At 58.2% G+C, this 20930-nt stretch carries 17 protein-coding genes; 16 read left to right on the top strand and 1 reads right to left on the bottom strand.

Features of this window, described 5'->3' with window-relative positions:
• Nucleotides 1–13 precede the first annotated feature (13 nt).
• The 14 genes from BMF08_RS17830 to bglB all read left to right on the top strand — a co-directional run bounded on the left by BMF08_RS17830 (nt 14) and on the right by bglB (nt 17321).
• Nucleotides 14–772, top strand: coding sequence for a fimbrial biogenesis chaperone (locus tag BMF08_RS17830; protein ID WP_072568870.1), 759 nt, complete (start codon nt 14–16; stop codon nt 770–772).
• The gene (locus BMF08_RS17825; protein ID WP_072568869.1) at nt 748–3141 is read left to right on the top strand and encodes a fimbria/pilus outer membrane usher protein; all 2394 of its coding nucleotides are present in this window, start codon (nt 748–750) and stop codon (nt 3139–3141) included. The genes BMF08_RS17830 and BMF08_RS17825 overlap by 25 nt, the downstream gene beginning before the upstream one ends.
• Nucleotides 3141–4109 carry a Csu type fimbrial protein gene (locus BMF08_RS17820; protein WP_072568868.1) on the top strand — a complete coding sequence of 323 codons (969 nt, stop codon included), beginning with the start codon at nt 3141–3143 and terminating at the stop codon, nt 4107–4109. The genes BMF08_RS17825 and BMF08_RS17820 overlap by 1 nt, the downstream gene beginning before the upstream one ends.
• Before the next feature lie 92 nt (nt 4110–4201).
• The gene (gene tar, locus BMF08_RS17815) at nt 4202–5863 is read left to right on the top strand and encodes a methyl-accepting chemotaxis protein II (protein ID WP_072568867.1); all 1662 of its coding nucleotides are present in this window, start codon (nt 4202–4204) and stop codon (nt 5861–5863) included.
• A gap of 39 nt (nt 5864–5902) precedes the next feature.
• Nucleotides 5903–7501 (top strand): methyl-accepting chemotaxis protein IV, encoded by a 1599-nt coding sequence (tap, locus tag BMF08_RS17810; RefSeq protein WP_072568866.1) that lies wholly within the window; start codon nt 5903–5905, stop codon nt 7499–7501.
• Nucleotides 7502–7520: 19 nt separating this feature from the next.
• On the top strand, nt 7521–8387 hold the full coding sequence (cheR, locus tag BMF08_RS17805; RefSeq protein WP_072568865.1) for a protein-glutamate O-methyltransferase CheR: 867 nt from the start codon (nt 7521–7523) through the stop codon (nt 8385–8387).
• Nucleotides 8384–9433, top strand: a complete 1050-nt coding sequence (cheB, locus tag BMF08_RS17800; protein WP_072568864.1) for a protein-glutamate methylesterase/protein glutamine deamidase — start codon at nt 8384–8386, stop codon at nt 9431–9433. Before cheR ends, cheB begins: the two co-directional genes overlap by 4 nt.
• 16 nt (nt 9434–9449) lie before the next feature.
• Nucleotides 9450–9839, top strand: a complete 390-nt coding sequence (gene cheY / locus BMF08_RS17795) for a chemotaxis response regulator CheY (RefSeq protein ID WP_072568863.1) — start codon at nt 9450–9452, stop codon at nt 9837–9839.
• A gap of 13 nt (nt 9840–9852) precedes the next feature.
• Nucleotides 9853–10497, top strand: coding sequence for a protein phosphatase CheZ (gene cheZ, locus BMF08_RS17790; protein ID WP_072568862.1), 645 nt, complete (start codon nt 9853–9855; stop codon nt 10495–10497).
• 212 nt (nt 10498–10709) lie between these two features.
• Nucleotides 10710–11858, top strand: coding sequence for a flagellar biosynthesis protein FlhB (gene flhB / locus BMF08_RS17785; RefSeq protein WP_199775930.1), 1149 nt, complete (start codon nt 10710–10712; stop codon nt 11856–11858).
• Complete coding sequence (flhA, locus tag BMF08_RS17780) at nt 11851–13929, top strand: flagellar biosynthesis protein FlhA (protein WP_072568860.1); 2079 nt, start codon at nt 11851–11853, stop codon at nt 13927–13929. The genes flhB and flhA overlap by 8 nt, the downstream gene beginning before the upstream one ends.
• Nucleotides 13929–14321, top strand: a complete 393-nt coding sequence (flhE, locus tag BMF08_RS17775; RefSeq protein ID WP_072568859.1) for a flagellar protein FlhE — start codon at nt 13929–13931, stop codon at nt 14319–14321. Before flhA ends, flhE begins: the two co-directional genes overlap by 1 nt.
• A gap of 273 nt (nt 14322–14594) precedes the next feature.
• Nucleotides 14595–16181 carry an MFS transporter gene (locus tag BMF08_RS17770; protein ID WP_072568858.1) on the top strand — a complete coding sequence of 529 codons (1587 nt, stop codon included), beginning with the start codon at nt 14595–14597 and terminating at the stop codon, nt 16179–16181.
• Nucleotides 16182–17321, top strand: coding sequence for a beta-galactosidase BglB (gene bglB, locus BMF08_RS17765; protein WP_072568857.1), 1140 nt, complete (start codon nt 16182–16184; stop codon nt 17319–17321).
• A gap of 102 nt (nt 17322–17423) precedes the next feature.
• On the opposite strand, the gene argS is transcribed toward bglB, so the two are convergent.
• A complete protein-coding gene (gene argS / locus BMF08_RS17760) occupies nt 17424–19157 on the bottom strand; it encodes an arginine--tRNA ligase (protein WP_072568856.1) in 1734 nt (577 codons plus the stop codon).
• A gap of 245 nt (nt 19158–19402) precedes the next feature.
• On the opposite strand from argS, the gene BMF08_RS17755 reads away from it, so the two are divergent.
• Both BMF08_RS17755 and cutC read left to right on the top strand, forming a co-directional pair.
• The gene (locus BMF08_RS17755) at nt 19403–19963 is read left to right on the top strand and encodes a VOC family protein (RefSeq protein WP_072568855.1); all 561 of its coding nucleotides are present in this window, start codon (nt 19403–19405) and stop codon (nt 19961–19963) included.
• 23 nt (nt 19964–19986) lie between these two features.
• Nucleotides 19987–20733, top strand: coding sequence for a copper homeostasis protein CutC (gene cutC, locus BMF08_RS17750; RefSeq protein WP_072568854.1), 747 nt, complete (start codon nt 19987–19989; stop codon nt 20731–20733).
• Nucleotides 20734–20930 lie beyond the last annotated feature (197 nt).

Below are 20930 nucleotides of genomic sequence, written 5' to 3'. Positions count from 1 at the left end.
CAGGGAGAAGTATATGAGCGTAAATTCTCGTCTGGCGGCGCTGCTGTTCGCCTCCGCGCTGACCATCAGCGCGCCGCAGGCACAGGCGGCGGCCTCCATTTTATTATGGCCTATCGATCCCTGGCTGGCGGCGGATACCCCGGCCACTGAACTGTGGATCCAGAATCAGGGCGACACCCCGACCACCATGCAGGTGCGTATTGTGCGCTGGCGTCAGGATGGCGGTAATGAGCGCTACCAGGCCCAACAGGATGTGGTCGCCAGTCCGCCCATCGTGCGCATTGAGAAGGGCAGTAAACAGCTGATCCGTTTGATCAAACAGACCACGGTACCTGCGGGTGTCGAGCAGGCCTACCGCATTATCGTCGATGAGATCCCCCAGCCGCAGGGTGATAACACTCCGCAAATCGGCCTGAAGATCCAGATGCGTTATTCCATCCCACTCTTTGCGTACGGGCAGGGGGTTGCCACTTACCGCGAAGGGGCGAATCATGCCCTGGTTGAAACCCGCGATCTGAGCTGGCGCACCACCCGCGACGGCGGCAAACCGGCCATTGAAGTCACTAACCGCAGCGATGTACATGTGCGTTTAAGCGATGTGAAAGTGCAGCAGGGCGGGCAAAGGCGCACCCTCGCGGAGGGGCTGCTGGGTTATGTTCTGCCCGGTAGCACCCGCAGCTGGCCCTTGCCGGCGGGCGTGACGTCCCCTTCAGCCATGACGGCAACCATTAACGCCAGGGATACGACATGGCAGTCGGCCCCCGCGCGCTGATCGCCATGGCGATGTTGAGCCTCGGCAGTACAGGCAGCGTGCAGGCTGCCGACGGGGACGACGCCCTGCCGCCGCCTCCTGATGCCCGGGCGCTGAACGACGAGGCGACCTTCCACCTGGCGCTGGTGGTGAACTACCGTGACACGAATCAGGTGGTGCCGGTGATCCGCCGCCAGAACGCGTTTTTTATCGACAGCGAAAACCTTAAGCGCGCCGGACTGCCTGCGGATAAATTACCGCCAGGAGACGTTAACCTGTCGACCCTGCCGGAGGTGCGCGTTGACTATGACAGCAGCGGCCAGCGGCTGTTGCTGTTTGTGCCGCGCGAATGGGTAGGGGATAGCAGCACCTCCTTTACCGGCGACAGCGAGCGCAGCGAGCCGATGTACGGGCGCGGTGCGCTACTGAACTATGACATCTATACCAGCCAGACGGAAAATATCGGCAGCCAGATCGCCCTCTGGCATGAGCTGCGCTTCTTTGAACAAAACGCTGTACTCAGCTCCACCGGCACCCAGCGGCAGAATCTCTCCGGCGATTTACAGCAAAAAGAAGGCTATATCCGCTACGACACCACCTTAACCCTGGTCAATGAAGATGACGCCACCGTGTGGAACGTCGGGGATGTGATTTCCGATTCCCTGAGCTGGAGCAACAGCGTGCGCCTCGGCGGGATCCGCTACGGGCGCGATTTCTCCGTGCGCCCGGATCTGGTCACCTGGCCGCTGCCGCAGTTTTCCGGCGAGGCGGCGGTACCCACTTCAGTGGACGTCTTTATCAACGGCTATCGCGCCGGAAACACCCGTCTGCAACCCGGCCCCTTCACCCTGACCAATCTGCCTTACGTCAATGGCGCGGGGGACGCGGTGCTGGTCACCACCGATGCGCTCGGCCGCCAGGTCAGCACTACGCTGCCGTTTTATGTCGCCAGCGAAGTGCTGAAAAGCGGTCTCAGCGATGGCGCGTTCTCCGTCGGCAGCCTGCGACGTGATTACGGTATCGACAATTTTGATTACGGCCCGGCGGCGGGAAGCGGCACGCTGCGCTACGGCCTGACCGATTACCTGACGCTGGAAGGCCATACGGAAGCCGCCCAGGAGCTGGCGCTCGGCGGGGCGGGGACGGTGTTAAAACTGGGGCAGTTCGGCGTGGTCAATTCCGCCTGGACGCAGAGCCGGATGCGCGGCAACAGCGGCAGCCAGTTTAACTGGGGCTATCAGTACAGCACCAGCCAGTTCAGCATCGCCACTCAGCACAGCCGTCGCGAGCGCGGTTTTGGCAACCTGGCGCTTTACGACCAGACGGCGCTCTATAAGTATGATGATAACAATCGCCAGCCGGTCGCCTCGCTCAGTCGTAACACCGATCAGTATTCGCTGACCTTTAACCTCGGGGATTTCGGCAACGTCGGCGCGGCGTGGATCGGCGTGCGCAGTTTCGACAATGAGAAAACCGAACTGTTAAACCTGTCCTGGAGCCGCAACCTCTGGGGCAGCAGCAGCGTTAACCTCGCCGCCAGCCGGGATAATCAGCAGGGTGACTGGACCTTCGGCCTGTCGCTGCAAATTCCGCTGGGCGAACGCGACAGCGCCGCCGTCAGCATTGAAAACCGGCCCTATTCCGGCAACTCGCAGCGGGTGAACTACAGCCATGCGATGCCGACCGACGGCGGCTTCAGCTGGAACATGGCGTATGCCCGTCAGTCGCAGGCGGACAGCTATCAACAGGCCACACTCGGCTGGCGTAATAATCATGTGGAACTTCAGGGCGGCGGCTATGGCGAAACCGATATGTTCACCTGGTGGGGCGAGGCGATGGGGTCGCTGGTGCTGATGGACAACCAGGTGTTTGCCGCCAACAAAATCAACGATGCCTTTGTGGTGATCAGCACCAGCGGCAATGGCGGCGTGCCGGTCAACTATGAAAACCAGCCTGTGGGCACCACGGATGAAAACGGCTATCTGCTGATCAGCGGCGTGTCCGCGTATTATCCGGCCAGTTACAGCATCAATACGCTGAATTTACCCGCAGATACGCGGCTGAAAGAGACGGAGCGGCGGGTGGCCCTGCGCCGTCAAAGCGGTTATCTGGTGGAGTTCCCGATGGTGCAGGAGCGGGTGGCCAGCGTCATTCTGCACGATGAACAAGGCCAGGCGCTGCCGCTGGCAAGCCAGGTGTGGCGCGACGGCAAACCGACCGCCATCGTCGGCTACGACGGGATCGCCTGGCTGGAAAACCTCGACGGCGTCAACCCGTTGCGCGTCACCACCCCGGACAACAAAACCTGTTATACGACTTTGCAGGTAGGGGACAACCCCGGCCATAAACTGCAAACCTTTGGGCCTCTCACCTGTCAGGAGAAACGCTGATGCTACGCGCTGGTCTGTTACTGATCTTATTTATGGCCTTCAGTCCACAGGCGCTGGCGGCCTGTTCCGCCAGCACTGTGGCGGCCTCCTTCGGCCCGGTGACGTCCTTTGCGCTCAACAGTACCGAGCAGGCCACCACCGGACAACTGATCGTTCAGTGCGATCGCGTGCTGGGTTTGCTTACTAACGACTCCATCACCGTGAGCATGCCCACCGCCTCGTCCTCCGCCAGTAACCGCGCGGCCATGAGGCGCACCGATAACCTGACGGTGACCGATCTCATCCCCATTCGCGTGTGCGGGCAGTCCGGCTGCAATAACAACAGCGAAGTGACCATCAACGCCACGCCCTATACCTGGAACGCCTCGGCGCTGCTGGGATTACTGGGCTCACAGCGCTATACGCTGCCGATCTATTTGCGTACCGTCGCCGGGCAAAACGTCTCCGCGGGGCCGTATCAGGTCACGCTGAACTTAAGCATCAACTACAACATCTGTGCGCTGGGGGCGCTCGGGCTGTGCGGAACGCCGCAAACCGGTACTCTGACCACCACCCTGCAGGTCAACGGCACCGTCACCAATGACTGTTCAACCATCACCGCCCCGGCGGTCAATTTTGGCAGCTCGCCGCTGGTGCAGAACTTCCCGACCATCTCCCAGGCCGTGACGCTCACCTGCACTAAAGGCAGTACCTACACCGTCGGGCTGAACAACGGGCTGTACGCGAACGGCACGGTGCGCAACATGGCGAGCGGCAATAACCGCCTGAGCTATGAGATCTATAAAGGCAACACCACCAGCCGCTGGGGTAGCACCGGCACCGAGCGCTGGGCAAGCAGCGCCTCATCACTGATCAGCGCCGATGCCCTGACGCGCACCTTCAATTACACCGCCAAAGTGCTCACCACCCAGGCAACGCCCCCTGGCGGGACTTATGAAGATACGGTGATCGTTGACGTCGCTTTTTAGGACTGCGCTGATTTTTTACTTTTCGCAAATGTAAAGTTCCCTTAAGGCGTGCCGATAACACCGTTAATAAGTCATCAATAAGGTGTTGTTGCATGTTGAACCGTATCCGTGTTGTCACCATGCTGATGATGGTGCTGGTGGTCTTCGCACTTTTGCAGCTGGTTTCCGGTGGTCTGCTGTTTTCTTCCTTAAAAGAGAACCAGCAGAGCTTCGCCGTTTCCAACGATCTCCGCTCGCAACAGACCGAGCTGACCAGCGCCTGGGAGCTGATGCTGCAAACGCGCATCAACTTAAGCCGCTCGGCGGCGCGCATGATGATGGATCCGAATAATCAACAAAGCAGCGCCAAAACGGATCTGCTGAAAAACGCCCATGCCTCGCTGGCAGACGCGGCGAAACACTACGACGCCTACAAAGCCCTGCCGACGCTGCCGTCCATGGAACAGGCCAGCCTGACGCTGGATGAGAAATACCGCGCCTACGCGGCCGCGCTTAATGAGCTGATCCAATTCCTGGAGAGCGGCAACATGGATGCCTATTTCGCGCAGCCGACCCAGGGCATGCAGAACGGCATGGGCGATGCCATGAAAGCGTACGCGGCGCTCAGCGCGTCGCTGTATCAGGATGCCTTTACCCAAAGCGTCAGCGACTACCAGTTTGCCAAATGGCAGATGGCGACCCTCGCGCTGGCGTTAGTGCTGGTGCTGGCGGTGGTGTGGTTCGGCATTCGTAAAATCCTGCTCGATCCGCTCAATCGCGTGATCCGCCATATCCGCGAGATCGCCCAGGGCGATCTGACGCAAAGCCTGGCAGTAGAAGGCCGCAACGAAATGACTGACCTTGCCGACAGCGTCAATCATATGCAGCAGTCGCTGACCGATACCGTGACCCGTGTGCGTCAGGGCTCGGATGCCATCTACAGCGGCACCAGCGAAATCGCTCTCGGTAACCATGATCTCTCCTCCCGTACTGAACAGCAGGCGTCGGCGCTCGAAGAAACCGCCGCCAGCATGGAACAGTTGACCGCCACCGTGAAGCAGAACGCCGACAATGCCCGTCAGGCGTCGCAGCTGGCGCACAGCGCCTCGGATACCGCCGGGCGGGGCGGCCAGGTGGTGGATCGTGTGGTGAAAACCATGTCGGACATCGCCGGCAGCTCGAAGAAAATTGCTGACATCACCAGCGTGATCGACGGCATCGCCTTCCAGACCAATATTCTCGCCCTGAACGCAGCGGTTGAAGCGGCCCGCGCCGGTGAGCAGGGGCGGGGCTTTGCCGTGGTGGCAGGTGAAGTGCGTAATCTCGCCAGCCGCAGCGCCCAGGCGGCAAAAGAGATCAAAGCGCTGATTGAAGACTCCGTGGCGCGCGTGGATACCGGCTCGGTGCTGGTGGAAAGCGCCGGGGAAACCATGAACGAGATCGTCAATGCGGTAACGCGCGTGACCGACATCATGGGTGAAATTGCTTCCGCGTCTGATGAACAGAGCCGCGGGATCGATCAGGTTGCGCTGGCGATTTCCGAGATGGATCGCGTCACGCAGCAGAATGCGTCACTGGTACAGGAGTCTGCGGCAGCTGCCGCGGCATTAGAAGAACAAGCCAGTCGACTGAATATGGCCGTATCCGCTTTCCGTCTTGCCACTGTACCCGGCATACCGGCAAAGCCAGGCGTTGCGCCGTCGCCGGCGATCCCGCAGGCGGCAGTTCCGCGTCAGACCCACACCGGACAAGATGCTAACTGGGAAACTTTTTAAGTGACAGCAATGTGGCAATGCCACCTGATGGGAGCGTGAATGTTTAATCGTATTCGTATCTCGACCACACTTTTTCTGATTTTGATTGTTTGCGGCATTTTGCAGGTCGGTAGTAACGGGTTGTCGTTCTGGGCGTTTCGCGATGGCTATCAGCATCTGGAACAGCTTGAAAAGAGTAATTTGCAACGTAACACCCTGGCGCAAATGCGCACCACGATGTTACAGGCGGGTATCGCGCTGAACAAAGCGGGCACGCTGACCGCGCTGGCCTATCCGCCGGAAGATATTAAAGGGCTGATGGTTACGGCGCATAACAGTCTGCAACAGGCGCAGGACCAGCTGAAAACCTTCCTGGCGATTGACACGCTGTCAGCTGATGGCAGGGCGCTGAAAGAGCAGACCAAAACTGCGTTTGCGGCATGGCATGACGATTTAAGCCATCAGGCCACCTGGCTTGAAAATAACCAGCTGTCGGATTTTATGACCGCGCCGGTTGAGACCTCTCAGGCGGCTTTTGATAACAACTTTATGGCCTGGCAGAAGCATATCGACAGCTTCGTGGAGACCGCGAGCGTCGCCGGGCAGAAAAATTACCATATGTCGGCGGCGATCTTTATCGCCGTGGTGATCATCGCCGCGATGCTGACCACCAGCGCGCTGTTCTGGTCACGCAAAATGATCGTGCAACCGCTGGCGATCATCAGCAGTCATTTCGACAGCATCGCCGCAGGGGATCTGGCGCGACCGGTCATGGTGTATGGCCGTAACGAAATCTCGGCAATTTTTGCCAGCCTGAAAAACATGCAGACCGCGCTGCGCGGCACCGTGACCGAAGTGCGTCACGGCAGCAACGCCATGCACACCGGCATCGCGGAGATCGCCGCCGGTAATAACGATCTCTCGGCGCGTACGGAACAGCAGGCCGCGTCGCTGGCGGAAACCGCCGCCAGTATGGAACAGCTGACCGCCACCGTCGGGCAGAACGCCGACAACGCCCGTCAGGCGTCAGGGCTGGCGTCCAGCGCGGCAGAAACCGCGCGTAAAGGCGGCGAGCAAACGTCCCGTGTGGCGCAAACCATGCAGGATATTGCCGCCAGCTCGCAGAAAATCGGCGACATCATCAGCGTGATCGATGGTATTGCCTTCCAGACCAATATCCTTGCGCTGAACGCCGCCGTCGAAGCCGCGAGAGCAGGGGAACAGGGCCGCGGCTTTGCCGTGGTGGCGGGAGAAGTCCGTAATCTGGCAAGCCGCAGCGCGCAGGCGGCAAAAGAGATCAAAGGCCTGATTGAAGAATCAGTCTCCCGCGTCCAGCAAGGCTCCGGGCTGGTGGGTACCGCCGCGCAGACCATGACGGACATTGTCCGATCCGTTACCCAGGTAAACGACATCATGGGCGAAATCGCGTCCGCGTCGGATGAACAACGCCGCGGGATCGAGCAGGTCGCCCTTGCTGTCAGCCAGATGGATCAGGTGACACAACAGAACGCCGCGCTGGTAGAAGAAGCGGCCGCCGCCACCGAACAACTGGCTAACCAGGCTGACCATCTGACATCGCTGGTCGCCGTATTTAAGCTCGATGAACACCATTCAACACCTGCTGGTGCACTGGCTGAAGCCGTGCCCGTTGTAACCTGAGAGTAATTAAGAAGGCGCTATGACCTCATCCACGCCCACCGGGCAAACATCGCTGCTGTTACAGATGACACAACGTCTGGCGTTGTCCGACACGCATTTTCGTCGGATATGTGAACTGATTTACCAGCGTGCAGGGATTGTACTGGCTGATCATAAGCGTGACATGGTTTACAACCGTCTCGTCCGTCGCCTCCGCGCGCTGGGCCTGGATGATTTTGGTCGCTATCTCAGCATGCTGGAGGCGAATCAGAGTAATGCTGAGTGGCAGGCGTTTATTAACTCCCTGACCACCAACCTGACGGCTTTTTTCCGGGAAGCTCACCACTTCCCGGTGCTGGCTGACCACGCCCGCAAACGCAGTGGCGAGTACCGCGTATGGTGCGCGGCGGCCTCCACCGGGGAAGAGCCGTACTCCATCGCCATCACCCTGGCGGATTCGCTCGGTATGGCGCCGGGGCGCTTTAAAGTGATCGCCAGCGACATCGATACCGAAGTGCTGGAGAAAGCCAAAAGCGGCATCTACCGCGTGGACGAACTGAAAACGCTGTCGCCGCAGCAACTACAGCGTTATTTCATGCGCGGCACCGGACCGCATGAAGGGCTGGTGCGCGTCCGTCAGGAGCTGGCGAATTACATTGAATTCACCCCGCTTAACCTGCTCGCCAAACAGTACAACGTGCAGGGGCCGTTCGACTCGATTTTTTGTCGTAACGTAATGATTTATTTTGATAAAACGACTCAGCAGGACATTCTGCGTCGGTTTGCACCCTTGCTTAAGCCCGACGGATTACTCTTTGCCGGGCACTCGGAGAATTTTAGCAACCTCGCGCGTGAGTTCACCCTCCGTGGGCAGACTGTTTATGCGCTGAGTAAGGAAAAAGCATGAGTAAAATCAGGGTATTGTCCGTTGATGATTCCGCACTGATGCGCCAGATAATGACGGAAATCATCAATAGTCACAGCGATATGGAGATGGTGGCAACCGCGCCGGATCCGCTGGTGGCGAGGGATTTAATCAAAAAATTTAACCCCGATGTCCTGACGCTGGATGTTGAAATGCCGCGCATGGATGGGCTGGATTTTCTTGAAAAGCTGATGCGTCTGCGTCCGATGCCGGTGGTGATGGTTTCCTCACTAACCGGTAAGGGTTCAGAAGTGACGCTGCGCGCGCTGGAGCTGGGGGCGATTGATTTCGTCACCAAACCGCAGTTAGGGATCCGCGAAGGCATGCTGGCCTACAGCGAAATGATCGCTGAAAAAGTGCGTACCGCTTCCCGGGCGAAACTGGCGGCGCATAAGCCGACGGCAGCGCCTGCCACTTTAAAAGCCGGGCCGCTGCTCAGTTCGGAAAAACTGCTGGTGATCGGCGCATCCACCGGCGGCACCGAGGCGATCCGTCATGTGCTGCAACCGCTGCCGCTTTCCAGCCCGGCGGTACTCATTACCCAGCATATGCCGCCGGGTTTTACCCGTTCTTTTGCCGAGCGTCTGAACAAGCTGTGCCAGATCACCGTGAAAGAAGCAGAGGACGGCGAGCGTGTATTGCCAGGGCACGCCTATATTGCGCCCGGTGATCGGCACATGGAGCTGTCGCGCAGTGGGGCAAACTATCAAATCAAGATCCACGACGGCCCGGCGGTTAACCGCCATCGCCCGTCGGTGGACGTACTCTTTCATTCGGCGGCGAAGTTCGCGGGTCGTAATGCCGTGGGGGTGATCCTCACCGGTATGGGCAACGACGGCGCGGCCGGTATGTTAGCGATGCACCAGGCGGGCGCCTGGACCATTGCACAAAACGAAGCAAGTTGTGTGGTGTTCGGCATGCCGCGCGAGGCTATCAATATGGGTGGCGTTAGCGAAGTGGTCGATCTTAGCCAGGTAAGCCAGCAGATGCTGGCAAAAATCAGTGCCGGACAGGCAATACGTATTTAAAGAGGAGTGTAGTTTTATGGCGGACAAAGAGCTCAAGTTTCTGGTTGTGGATGACTTTTCCACCATGCGTCGCATCGTGCGCAACCTGCTGAAAGAGCTGGGTTTCAACAACGTCGAAGAAGCAGAAGATGGCGTTGACGCGCTGAATAAACTGCAGGCGGGTGGTTTCGGTTTTGTCATTTCTGACTGGAACATGCCGAACATGGACGGTCTGGAACTGTTAAAAACCATTCGTGCCAGCGGTAACATGGCGTCGCTTCCGGTGCTGATGGTCACGGCGGAAGCGAAAAAAGAGAACATCATTGCGGCCGCGCAGGCAGGCGCCAGCGGCTACGTGGTGAAACCGTTCACCGCTGCAACACTCGAAGAGAAACTTGGCAAGATCTTCGAGAAACTTGGCATGTGAGGGCAGGATAATGATGCATCAATCGCAGATTAAACCGGCAGACGAAAACGCTGCCGGAGACATTATCGCCCGCATCGGCAGCCTGACGCGTATGCTGCGTGACAGCCTGCGTGAGCTGGGTCTGGATCAGGCGATTGCCGAAGCGGCAGAAGCCATTCCGGATGCGCGTGACCGTCTCGACTATGTTGTGCAGATGACGGCGCAGGCCGCCGAACGTGCACTGAACAGCGTTGAAGCCTCGCAGCCGCACCAGGACGCGATGGAATCCGGCGCGAAATCCCTGACCAAACGCTGGGATGAGTGGTTCGAGAATCCTATCGAGCTGACGGATGCCAAAGAACTGGTGAAAGATACACGTCAGTATCTGGGCGACGTGCCGGGTCATACCAGCTTCACCAACGCCCAGCTGCTCGACATCATGATGGCGCAGGATTTCCAGGATCTGACCGGTCAGGTGATCAAGCGCATGATGGACGTGATCCAGGAAATCGAGCGTCAGCTGCTGATGGTGCTGCTCGATAACATGCCGGAACCGGCAGCACGCGCCAAACGTGAAAACGACAGCCTGCTGAACGGTCCGCAACTGGACACCACCAAAGCAGGCGTCGTGGCCAGCCAGGATCAGGTCGACGACCTGCTGGACAGCCTCGGTTTCTGATCGACAATCCCGCTTTCCGCCTGCGCACTCCGGCAGGCGGGGAGTGGGGTTAATGGATTTACCCTCCACTCTCTGCATTATCCCGATGCTGCGTGACACGCCGCAGGGTTCTTATCGCCTGAAAAAACCGCCTTTTAGTCGCGTTTATCTGCCCATTGCGGCGGCCTCTCTCTGGCATCATGCTACAAACCTATATCTCCGGAACTTCGGCTGTGTCAGAAGATAGCGACGACAAAACAGAAGCCCCCACACCCCAACGACTGGACAAAGCGCGTGAGGAAGGGCAGATCCCCCGATCCAAAGAACTGACGTCACTGCTGATTTTAGTGGTGGGCGTAAGTATCGTGTGGATTGGCGGTGAGTCGATCGCCCGACGGCTGGCGGGGCTACTGGCGTCAGGCTTGCGGTTTGACCACGGCATCATTAACGACCAGAAGCTGATCCTGGGTCAGGTGATTTTGCTGGTGAAAGAGGCGATTTATGCGCTGCTGCCGCTGATCACCGGGGTGGTGATCATTGCGCTGGTGTCGCCGGTGCTGCTCGGCGGGCTGATTTTCAGCACCAAATCCCTGGCGTTTAAATTTTCCAAACTCAATCCTATTACCGGTATCGGACGCCTGTTTTCCGCGCAGGTCGGGGCCGAGCTGCTGAAAGCCGTCCTTAAATCAGTGCTGATGGGCGGGGTCGCCGGACTCTATTTGTGGAATAAGTGGCCAGAAATTATGCGTCTGGTCAGCGAAGCGCCGACCACGGCGATGAACAATGCCCTCGATCTGGTGGGCATGTGCGTGCTGCTGGTGGTGCTGAGCATTATTCCGATGGTCGGCTTTGACGTGGGCTTCCAGCTCTACAGCCACTTTAAGAAACTGCGCATGTCCCGTCAGGATATTCGCGATGAGTACAAACAGACCGAAGGCGACCCGCATGTGAAAGGGCGCATCCGGCAGATGCAGCGTGCCGCCGCGCGTCGTCGCATGATGGCCGATGTGCCGACGGCTGACGTCATCGTCACCAACCCGACGCACTACTCCGTGGCGCTGAAGTATGACGAAAACAAAATGAGCGCGCCAAAAGTGATCGCCAAAGGGGCAGGGCTGGTGGCCCTGCGCATCCGTGAAATTGGCAACGAAAACCGAATTCCCACCCTTGAAGCCCCTCCGCTGGCCCGTGCGCTCTATCGCCATGCGGAAATTGGTCAGCAGATTCCGGGGCAGCTTTATGCCGCCGTGGCGGAAGTGCTGGCCTGGGTATGGCAGCTGAAACGCTGGCGTCTGGCGGGGGGTACTGCACCTGTTAAACCTGCAAATCTTCCGGTGCCTGAAGCGCTGGATTTTATGAACGAGAAGGACACTGATGAATAATCTGGTGGCAAAATTGCGTTTGCCTGGCAACATGAAGTCGATTCAATGGCAGATCCTTGCCGGACCGATCCTCATCATGCTTATTTTGTCGATGATGGTGCTGCCGCTTCCGGCGTTCATTCTTGACCTGTTATTTACGTTCAACATTGCGCTGTCGATCATGGTGCTGCTGGTGGCGATGTTCACCCAGCGTACGCTGGAGTTCGCTGCTTTCCCGACCATCCTGCTGTTCACCACCTTGCTGCGCCTGGCGCTGAACGTCGCCTCCACCCGTATCATCCTGATGGACGGACATACCGGCGGCGCGGCGGCGGGTAAAGTGGTTGAAGCCTTCGGTCACTTCCTCGTGGGCGGTAACTTCGCCATCGGTATCGTGGTGTTTATCATCCTTGTGATCATCAACTTTATGGTTATCACTAAAGGTGCCGGGCGTATTGCAGAAGTGGGCGCGCGCTTTGTACTGGACGGGATGCCGGGCAAACAGATGGCTATCGACGCCGATCTTAATGCCGGGTTGATTGGCGAAGAAGAGGCGAAAAAACGCCGCTCTGAAGTTACCCAGGAAGCAGATTTTTACGGCTCGATGGACGGTGCGAGTAAATTCGTGCGCGGCGATGCCATCGCGGGCATCCTGATCATGGTGATTAACGTCATCGGCGGCCTGCTGGTGGGCGTGCTGCAACACGGTATGGATGTCGGTCATGCGGCGGAAGCCTATACGCTGCTGACCATCGGTGATGGCCTGGTGGCGCAGATCCCGGCGCTGGTGATCTCCACCGCGGCGGGCGTCATCGTGACCCGCGTGGCTACGGATGAAGATGTGGGCCAGCAGATGGTGGGCCAGCTGTTCACCAATCCGAGCGTGATGGTGTTAAGCGCCGCGGTGCTGGGTCTGCTGGGCCTGGTGCCGGGGATGCCGAACTTTGTCTTCCTGCTGTTTACCGGCGCGTTACTGGGTCTCGCCTGGTGGCTGCGCGGCCGCCAGCAGCAGGCACCGGTGGAAGCCGCGCCTGTGAAGCTGCCGGAAAATACTCAGGCGGTGGAAGCCACCTGGGGCGATGTGCAGCTGGAAGATCCATTGGGCATGGAGGTGGGCTACCGTCTGATCCCGATGGTGGATATGCAGCAGGATGGCGAGCTGTTAGGCCGTATCCGCAGTATCCGTAAGAAATTTGCGCAGGATATGGGCTTCCTGCCGCCGGTGGTGCATATCCGAGACAACATGGATCTGCCGCCCGCGCGTTACCGTATTCTGATGAAAGGGGTGGAGATCGGCAGCGGCGACGCCTATCCGGGCCGCTGGCTGGCGATTAACCCTGGCACTGCGGCGGGCACATTGCCGGGCGAGCAGACCGTCGATCCGGCCTTTGGCCTGGCGGCGATCTGGATCGAAAGCGCCCTGAAAGAGCAGGCGCAGATCCAGGGTTATACCGTGGTGGAAGCCAGCACCGTGGTGGCAACTCACCTTAACCATCTGATCGGACAATATTCATCTGAACTGTTTGGCCGTCAGGAAGCGCAGCAACTGCTGGATCGTGTTACCCAGGAGATGCCTAAGCTGACGGAAGATCTGGTGCCGGGCGTGGTCACGCTCACCACGCTGCATAAAGTGCTGCAAAATCTGCTGGAAGAAAAAGTGCCGATCCGCGATATGCGCACCATTCTGGAAACCCTGGCGGAACATGCGCCGGTACAGAACGATCCTCATGAGCTGACGACGGTCGTGCGCGTGGCGCTGGGTCGCGCCATAACCCAGCAGTGGTTCCCTGGCAGCGGGGAAGTGCAGGTCATTGGTCTGGATACGCCGCTTGAGCGTCTGCTGTTGCAGGCCCTGCAGGGCGGTGGCGGTCTGGAGCCGGGTCTGGCGGATCGCCTGCTGGCGCAAACCCAGGAAGCCCTGCAGCGCCAGGAGATGCTTGGCGCGCCGCCGGTATTGCTGGTCAACCATGCCCTGCGTCCGTTGCTGTCGCGCTTCCTGCGCCGCAGTCTGCCGCAGCTGGTGGTGCTGTCCAACATGGAGCTGTCGGATAACCGCAGCATCCGCATGACCGCCACCATCGGAGGCAAATAATGCGTCATCTTGCCTGGTTAATCGCCCTGCCGCTGTTCGCCCAGGCGGCGGGTGAGGGGGCGTGGCAGGCCAGCAGTATCGGCATCACGCTCAGTCACCGTGGGCAGGCGGCGTCATCGCAGCCGCTGTCCGCCCCGCAGCCAGCCAGCGGTCTGATGACGCTGGTGGCCTGGCGCTACGAACTTAACGGCCCGACCCCGGCGGGCCTGCTGGTGCGCCTGTGTTCGCAATCGCGCTGCGTGGAGCTGGACGGCGAAAGCGGTACGACCATGGGCTTCGCCAATGTTCCGGCGGCCGAGCCGTTACGCTTTATCTGGGAAGTGCCCGGCGGCGGCAGGCTGATCCCGGCGCTGAAAGTCAGCCGCAATGAAGTGATTGTTAACTACCGCTAAATGCCCGTCTTTTAACCCGCCACTGGTGATTTCTTCCGCAATCCGGTGGCTGGCTCTCATATTTCGGCCCCGCCTTTTGAACCGCGAGAAACACTGTTTTATAAATCAGTGACACGCATGATGAGACTCTTTGCATTTTTGCCAGTTGCGTCAGTACCCTGGCAGAAACAGAAAGGTTTCTCTCATAACATAATTCTACTTTAGCCGTGTAATGTTCCTTTCAGGCTACGCCAATTGCCTGAGAGCTCCCAATAACAAAAAGGGTTTGCGGCAATGAAGACACGTAAAATTGGACTGGCAAACTACCTGGCCTACGGCTCGGGTGACTTTCTTGGAGCGGGCACCACAGCGCTGACTGCGGCCTGGCTTCTGTACTTCTACACCACCTTCTGCGGCTTAACGCCTATCGAAGCCACCTTTATCTTTGCCACCGCAAGGGTACTGGACGCGGTGATCAGTCCGCTGATGGGCTTTTTAACCGATAACTTTGGTTCGACCTGGCTGGGTAAACGCTTCGGTCGTCGCAAGTTCTTTATCCTGCTCGGTATACCCGCCGTGTTTAGCTACTCCATTATGTGGGTCGGCGACATGGGATTCTGGTACTACCTGCTGACCTACCTGATTTTCGACATCGTCTACACCATGATCCTCGTGCCTTATGAAACCCTGGTGCCGGAGATGACCGATGATTTCAAACAGAAAACCAAATTCTCCGGCGCGCGTATCGGTATGGCGCAGATGTCCGCTATTCTGGCGTCCTTCCTGCCGGGCATTCTGTTAACCCATTTCGGTAAAGACAATCCGGTTTCTTTCTTTTATGCCAGCCTGGTGTTCTCGGTGCTGTGCGCGCTGATGCTTACCTTTGTCTGGTTCTTCACCTGGGAACGGCCGCGTGAAGACTGGACCGAAGCGGCGCTGCGTGCAGAAGAGGAGAAAAAACACCTTACTTTCGGCCAGAGCATGAGCCGTCTGTTTACGGAGTTAAGCTCCACCCTGCGCATCAAGATTTTCCGTCAGCACCTGGGCATGTACCTGGGCGGCTATATCGCGCAGGACGTCTTCAACGCCGTCTTTACTTACTATGTGGTGTTCGTGCTGATGCAGGATGCGTCAATGGCGTCGAACCTGCTGGGCACCATGGCGATCTTCCAGTTCATCGCGGTCATCATGATGATCCCGCTGTGTATCCGTTTCGGACCAGCGCCGTCCTACCGCATGGTGGTGGTGCTGTTCGGTCTCAGCTCTGTTTCATACGCCGTGCTTTATTACGCCGGGATGAGCGACATTTATTCGCTGCTGCTGCTGATTTCTGCGATTGCTGGTCTGGGACGTGGCGGCATCAACTACGTGCCGTGGAACACCTATACCTACATCGCTGACGTGGATGAAGTGATCACCGGGCAGCGTCGTGAAGGTATCTTCGCGGGCATCATGACCCTGACACGTAAAGCCTCCCAGGCGGGTGCGATTATGCTGGTGGGGATCATCATGCAGGCGTCCGGCTTTGTTTCTGGTCAGAAGACCCAGGTGGAATCTGTCAGCCATACCATTCTGATGATCCTCTGCTTCGGTACGGTGGCGGTGCTGCTGTGCGGCTTCCTGGTCTCACTGCGCTTCAAACTAAATCTGAAAACCCATAGCGTGCTGCGGGAAGAAACCGAAAAAATGCGCCAGACAGGCCGCGTGATGCCGGAAACCGTCACCCCGCAGGCGCGTGCAACCGTGGAAATGCTGGCGGGTATGCCGTTCGAATCCCTGTGGGGCAATAACAACATTGGCTATCTGAATCGCAATAAGCCAGCCCCGGGCTCTCTTAAAGCCCGCGCAGCGACTGAATACAATACTCAGGAGGTGAAGTAAATGATTGTTTATCCTGTCAAATATAGCCCTTTACTGCGTCAGCCGGAGCGTTTTATCGCCCGGGATGAGCTGAAGGCACTGATCCAGAAAGTGACCCATAACCTGGTCAACATTCGGGATGAATCCGGTGAGTTCTTACTGCGATTAGATGACGGGCGCGTCATTGATACCAAAGGCTGGGCGGGCTGGGAGTGGACGCACGGTGTCGGCCTTTACGGCATCTGGCAGTACTACCAGCAGACCGGCGATCTGGCGATGCGCGATATTATCGATGCCTGGTTTGCCGACCGCTTTGCGGAAGGGGCGACCACCAAAAACGTCAACACCATGGCGCCGTTCCTGACGCTGGCGTACCGCTATGAGGAAAACCGCAACCCGGCGTATCTGCCGTGGCTGGAAAGCTGGGCGGAGTGGGCGATGCACGAGATGCCGCGTACGGAACATGGCGGCATGCAGCACATCACCCTGGCAGAGGAAAATCATCAGCAGATGTGGGATGACACGCTGATGATGACCGTGCTGCCGCTGGCGAAAATCGGCAAGCTGCTGGATCGCCCGGCCTATGTGGAAGAGGCGGTGTATCAGTTCCTGCTGCACGTGCAGAACCTGATGGACAGGGAAACCGGGCTGTGGTTCCACGGCTGGAATTACGAAGGCAACCATAACTTTGCGAAAGCGCGCTGGGCGCGGGGCAACAGCTGGCTGACCATCGTCATCCCGGATTTCCTGGAGCTGGTGGATCTGCCGGAAAACAACGCCGTGCGCCGTTATCTGGTGCAGGTGCTGAACGCGCAGGTGGCGGCGCTGGCGAAATGTCAGGATGACAGCGGCCTGTGGCATACACTGCTCGACGATCCGCACTCTTATCTGGAGGCGTCAGCGACGGCAGGTTTTGCCTATGGCATTCTGAAGGCGGTGCGTAAGCGTTATATCAGCCAGGAATATGCAGAGGTGGCGGAGAAGGCCATTAAAGGTATCGTGAATAACATTTCGCCGGAAGGGGAGCTGTTGCAGACGTCGTTTGGTACCGGAATGGGATCGGATCTGGATTTCTACCGCAATATTCCGCGCACGTCCATGCCGTACGGCCAGGCGATGGCGATGTTATGTCTGACGGAGTATTTGCGCAAATACTTCTGAGGTTGTAGCCCCGGTAAGCCACGCGCCACCAGGGAAAACGCCTGATGACGCTTCGCTTATCAGACCTGCAAAAATTAAACCCCGGCGAACCGGGGTTTTTTATTACATCCGCTCTACGGTTTCGATACCCAGGGTATCAAGACCCAGCTTCAGGGTTTTGGCCGTCAGCAGCGCCAGCTTCAGGCGGCTCTGGCGCGTGGTTTCGTTTTCCGCGCTCAGGATCGGGCAGTGCTCATAGAAGCCGGAGAACAGACCCGCCAGATCGTACAGGTAAGTACACATCACGTGCGGCGTACCTTCGCGGGCGACCACGGTCAGCGTCTCTTCAAACTGCATCAGACGGGCGGCCAGTTGCACTTCGCGGTCTTCAGTGAGGATCACCGGCGCGTCGCTCAGCGTGCTTTCATCCAGACCGGCCTTACGGAATACCGACAGCACGCGGGTGTAGGCATACTGCATGTAGGGCGCGGTGTTGCCCTCAAACGCCAGCATATTGTCCCAGTCGAAGATATAGTCGGTGGTACGGCTCTTGGAGAGATCCGCGTATTTCACCGCGCCGATACCCACGGCGTTAGCCAGTTTTTCCAGCTCGTCCGCTGGCATGTCCGGGTTTTTCTCCGCGACCAGACGACGCGCGCGCTCCAGTGCTTCATCCAGCAGATCCGCCAGCTTCACCGTGCCGCCCGCGCGGGTTTTAAACGGCTTGCCGTCTTTGCCGAGCATCATGCCGAACATATGGTGTTCCAGCGGCACGCTGTCCGGCACGTAACCGGCTTTACGCACGATGGTCCACGCCTGCATCAGGTGCTGGTGCTGACGGGAGTCGATGTAATAGAGCACGCGATCCGCATGCAGGGTTTCATAGCGGTATTTCGCGCAGGCGATATCCGTGGTGGTGTAGAGGTAGCCGCCATCCTTTTTCTGGATGATGACGCCCATCGGCTCGCCTTCTTTATTTTTATACTCGTCAAGGAAGACCACGGTTGCGCCTTCGCTTTCCACCGCCAGACCTTTCTCTTTCAGATCGGCCACGATACCCGGCAGCATCGGGTTGTACAGGCTTTCGCCCATCACGTCTTTGCGGGTCAGGGTCACGTTCAGACGCTCGTAGGTGATCTGATTCTGCGTCATGGTGATGTCCACCAGCTTGCGCCACATCTCACGGCAATATTCGTCGCCGCTTTGCAGTTTCACCACGTAGTTACGGGCGCGTTCGGCAAAGGCTTCGTCAGCGTCATAATGGGTTTTGGCTGCGCGGTAGAACTCTTCCAGATCCGCCAGCGCCATTTCACCGGCGTTTTCCTGCTGCTTCAGCTCCAGGAAGGCGATCAGCATGCCGAACTGGGTGCCCCAGTCGCCGACGTGGTTCGCGCGAATGACGTTATGGCCGAGGAATTCCAGCGTGCGCACCGAGGCATCGCCGATAATGGTTGAACGCAGGTGACCGACGTGCATCTCTTTGGCGACGTTAGGCGCGGAGTAATCGACCACCACGGTTTGCGGCTCAGGGCGGGAAACGCCGAGGCGATCGGAGGCCAGCGCCTGATCCACCTGGGCCGCCAGAAACGCAGGCTCAAGGAAAATGTTGATAAAGCCAGGTCCGGCGATTTCCACTTTGCCGGCAATGCCGCTGAGATCGAGATGAGTCAGCACCTGCTCTGCAACTTGTCGTGGGGGCATACCCAGTTTTTTAGCAACTGCCATCACGCCGTTAGCCTGATAGTCGCCAAACTGTACTTTTGCTGACTGACGAACCTGGGGTTCGCAATCCGCAGGCGCGCCTGCGGCAATCAGTGCCTGACTGACTTTTTCTGAGAGAAGAGCCTGAATATTCACCGTGATACCTTTGGTTAATGGCGCAGCGCGTAAGGGCTGGCTGCACCCGGATGTTGATCATCAAAGGCGGGAGTATACTGCAATTGGCCCCTGCCGTCAGCCCTGCGACCGGGTGCAGAATGCGCAAATAAATCGCGGCAGATCCATGAATAATCATTCAGTTGCGCCTGCTGTAAATCAGCGGTTGGTAAGCCACCGGCAACAGGGTAAATTAGCGGTTTTGCGACCCGTGAAAGGCACTGACGATGGCACACTGGCAGACAATTGATGAACTGCATGATATTTCCGCGGATTTACCGCGCTTCACCCTGGCGTTAACAGAACTTGCCACCCGGCTCGGTCTGGATATCGCACCCCTTGATGCCGATCACATTTCCCTGCGCTGTCATCAGAACGCCACTGCCGAACGCTGGCGGACGGGCCTTGAGCAGTGCGGCGAGTTACTCAGCGAAACGCTGATCAACGGACGCCCCATCTGCCTGTTTAAGCTGCACGAGCCGGTGACGGTAGCGCACTGGCAGTTTAAAGTGGTGGAGCTGCCGTGGCCCGGCGAAAAACGCTATCCCCATGAGGGCTGGGAGCATATCGAAATCGTCCTGCCCGGCGATCCGCAAAGCCTTAACGCCCGTGCGCTGGCGCTACTGGCGGACGAGGGCCTGAGCCAGCCGGGCATTGTTGTGAAAACCAGTTCGCCAAAAGGGGAGCGCGAGCGTCTGCCGAATCCGACGCTGGCGGTCAGCGACGGCAAGGTGACGATCAAATTCCATCCCTGGTCGATTGAGGAGATCGTCGCCAGCGAGCATTAATCACAGCGTTTAAGGAGAAAACCGTGGCATTACTGGAAATCTGTTGTTACAGCGAGGCGTGCGCGATCGTTGCCGAACGGCACGGCGCGGATCGTATTGAACTGTGCGCTGCGCCGAAAGAGGGCGGGCTGACCGTCTCGTACGGCGTGTTAAAACGCGTGCGGGAAAGCGTGACTATTCCGGTGCATCCGATTGTGCGTCCGCGCGGCGGGGATTTTTGCTACAGCGAGGCGGAATTCAGCGCCATGCTGGAAGACATCCGTTTTATCAAATCGCTGGGCTATCCGGGCGTGGTCACCGGGGTGCTGGATGAGGACGGCAACGTCGATTTGCCGCGGATGCGGCAAATAATGGCTGCTGCCGGAGAGATGGCGGTAACTTTTCATCGTGCATTTGATATGTGCCAGAACCCCATCGAAGCTTTTGAAAAGCTGGCGGATTCAGGCGTGGCGCGCGTCCTTACGTCGGGTCAGCAGGCGTCGGCGGAGCAAGGACTTTCATTTATTACGGAACTAAAAGCACACTCCCGTGTTCCAATCATTATGGCCGGTGCTGGTGTTCGCCCTTCCAACCTTGAACTGTTTCTCGACGCGGGTATCGCGGAGGTTCACAGTTCAGCGGGAAGATGGACGCCGTCACCAATGCGTTATCGTCATTCAGGATTGTCGATGTCTTCGGATGCCAGCGCGGATGAGTATTCCCGTTATGGCGTTGATGGCGACGCGGTTTCTGAGATGAAAGCGATGATCGCCCGTCATCGCCTTCGTTAACCCTTTTTACCGCGCATCATGTCGCCCAATGTGATGCTTGCTTGTACCAGGCCCCTGCAATTTCAACAGGGGCCTTTTTTTGTCTTTTTCCAGCCTGTTTCGGCCTGCCACTGCGTTGGCTTTCCTCGTGCACCCCGGTCACTTACTTATGTAAGCTCCCGGGGATTTGCTGCGTCGCCGCCTTGTTGCAAACCGAA

It is taken from the genome of Enterobacter sp. SA187, assembly GCF_001888805.2.
Lineage (GTDB): Bacteria > Pseudomonadota > Gammaproteobacteria > Enterobacterales > Enterobacteriaceae > Enterobacter_D.
Note: the sequence above shows the minus strand (reverse complement) of the source record. Positions and strands in the feature narration are given on the sequence as shown.

Bases quoted from the DNA above. Each gene is read 5' to 3' on its own strand.
- BMF08_RS17830 (WP_072568870.1), top strand. From the start codon at position 14: ATGAGCGTAAATTCTCGTCTGGCGGCGCTGCTGTTCGCCTCCGCGCTG.
- BMF08_RS17825 (WP_072568869.1), top strand. From the start codon at position 748: ATGGCAGTCGGCCCCCGCGCGCTGATCGCCATGGCGATGTTGAGCCTC.
- BMF08_RS17820 (WP_072568868.1), top strand. From the start codon at position 3,141: ATGCTACGCGCTGGTCTGTTACTGATCTTATTTATGGCCTTCAGTCCA.
- tar (WP_072568867.1), top strand. From the start codon at position 4,202: ATGTTGAACCGTATCCGTGTTGTCACCATGCTGATGATGGTGCTGGTG.
- tap (WP_072568866.1), top strand. From the start codon at position 5,903: ATGTTTAATCGTATTCGTATCTCGACCACACTTTTTCTGATTTTGATT.
- cheR (WP_072568865.1), top strand. From the start codon at position 7,521: ATGACCTCATCCACGCCCACCGGGCAAACATCGCTGCTGTTACAGATG.
- cheB (WP_072568864.1), top strand. From the start codon at position 8,384: ATGAGTAAAATCAGGGTATTGTCCGTTGATGATTCCGCACTGATGCGC.
- cheY (WP_072568863.1), top strand. From the start codon at position 9,450: ATGGCGGACAAAGAGCTCAAGTTTCTGGTTGTGGATGACTTTTCCACC.
- cheZ (WP_072568862.1), top strand. From the start codon at position 9,853: ATGCATCAATCGCAGATTAAACCGGCAGACGAAAACGCTGCCGGAGAC.
- flhA (WP_072568860.1), top strand. From the start codon at position 11,851: ATGAATAATCTGGTGGCAAAATTGCGTTTGCCTGGCAACATGAAGTCG.
- flhE (WP_072568859.1), top strand. From the start codon at position 13,929: ATGCGTCATCTTGCCTGGTTAATCGCCCTGCCGCTGTTCGCCCAGGCG.
- BMF08_RS17770 (WP_072568858.1), top strand. From the start codon at position 14,595: ATGAAGACACGTAAAATTGGACTGGCAAACTACCTGGCCTACGGCTCG.
- bglB (WP_072568857.1), top strand. From the start codon at position 16,182: ATGATTGTTTATCCTGTCAAATATAGCCCTTTACTGCGTCAGCCGGAG.
- BMF08_RS17755 (WP_072568855.1), top strand. From the start codon at position 19,403: ATGGCACACTGGCAGACAATTGATGAACTGCATGATATTTCCGCGGAT.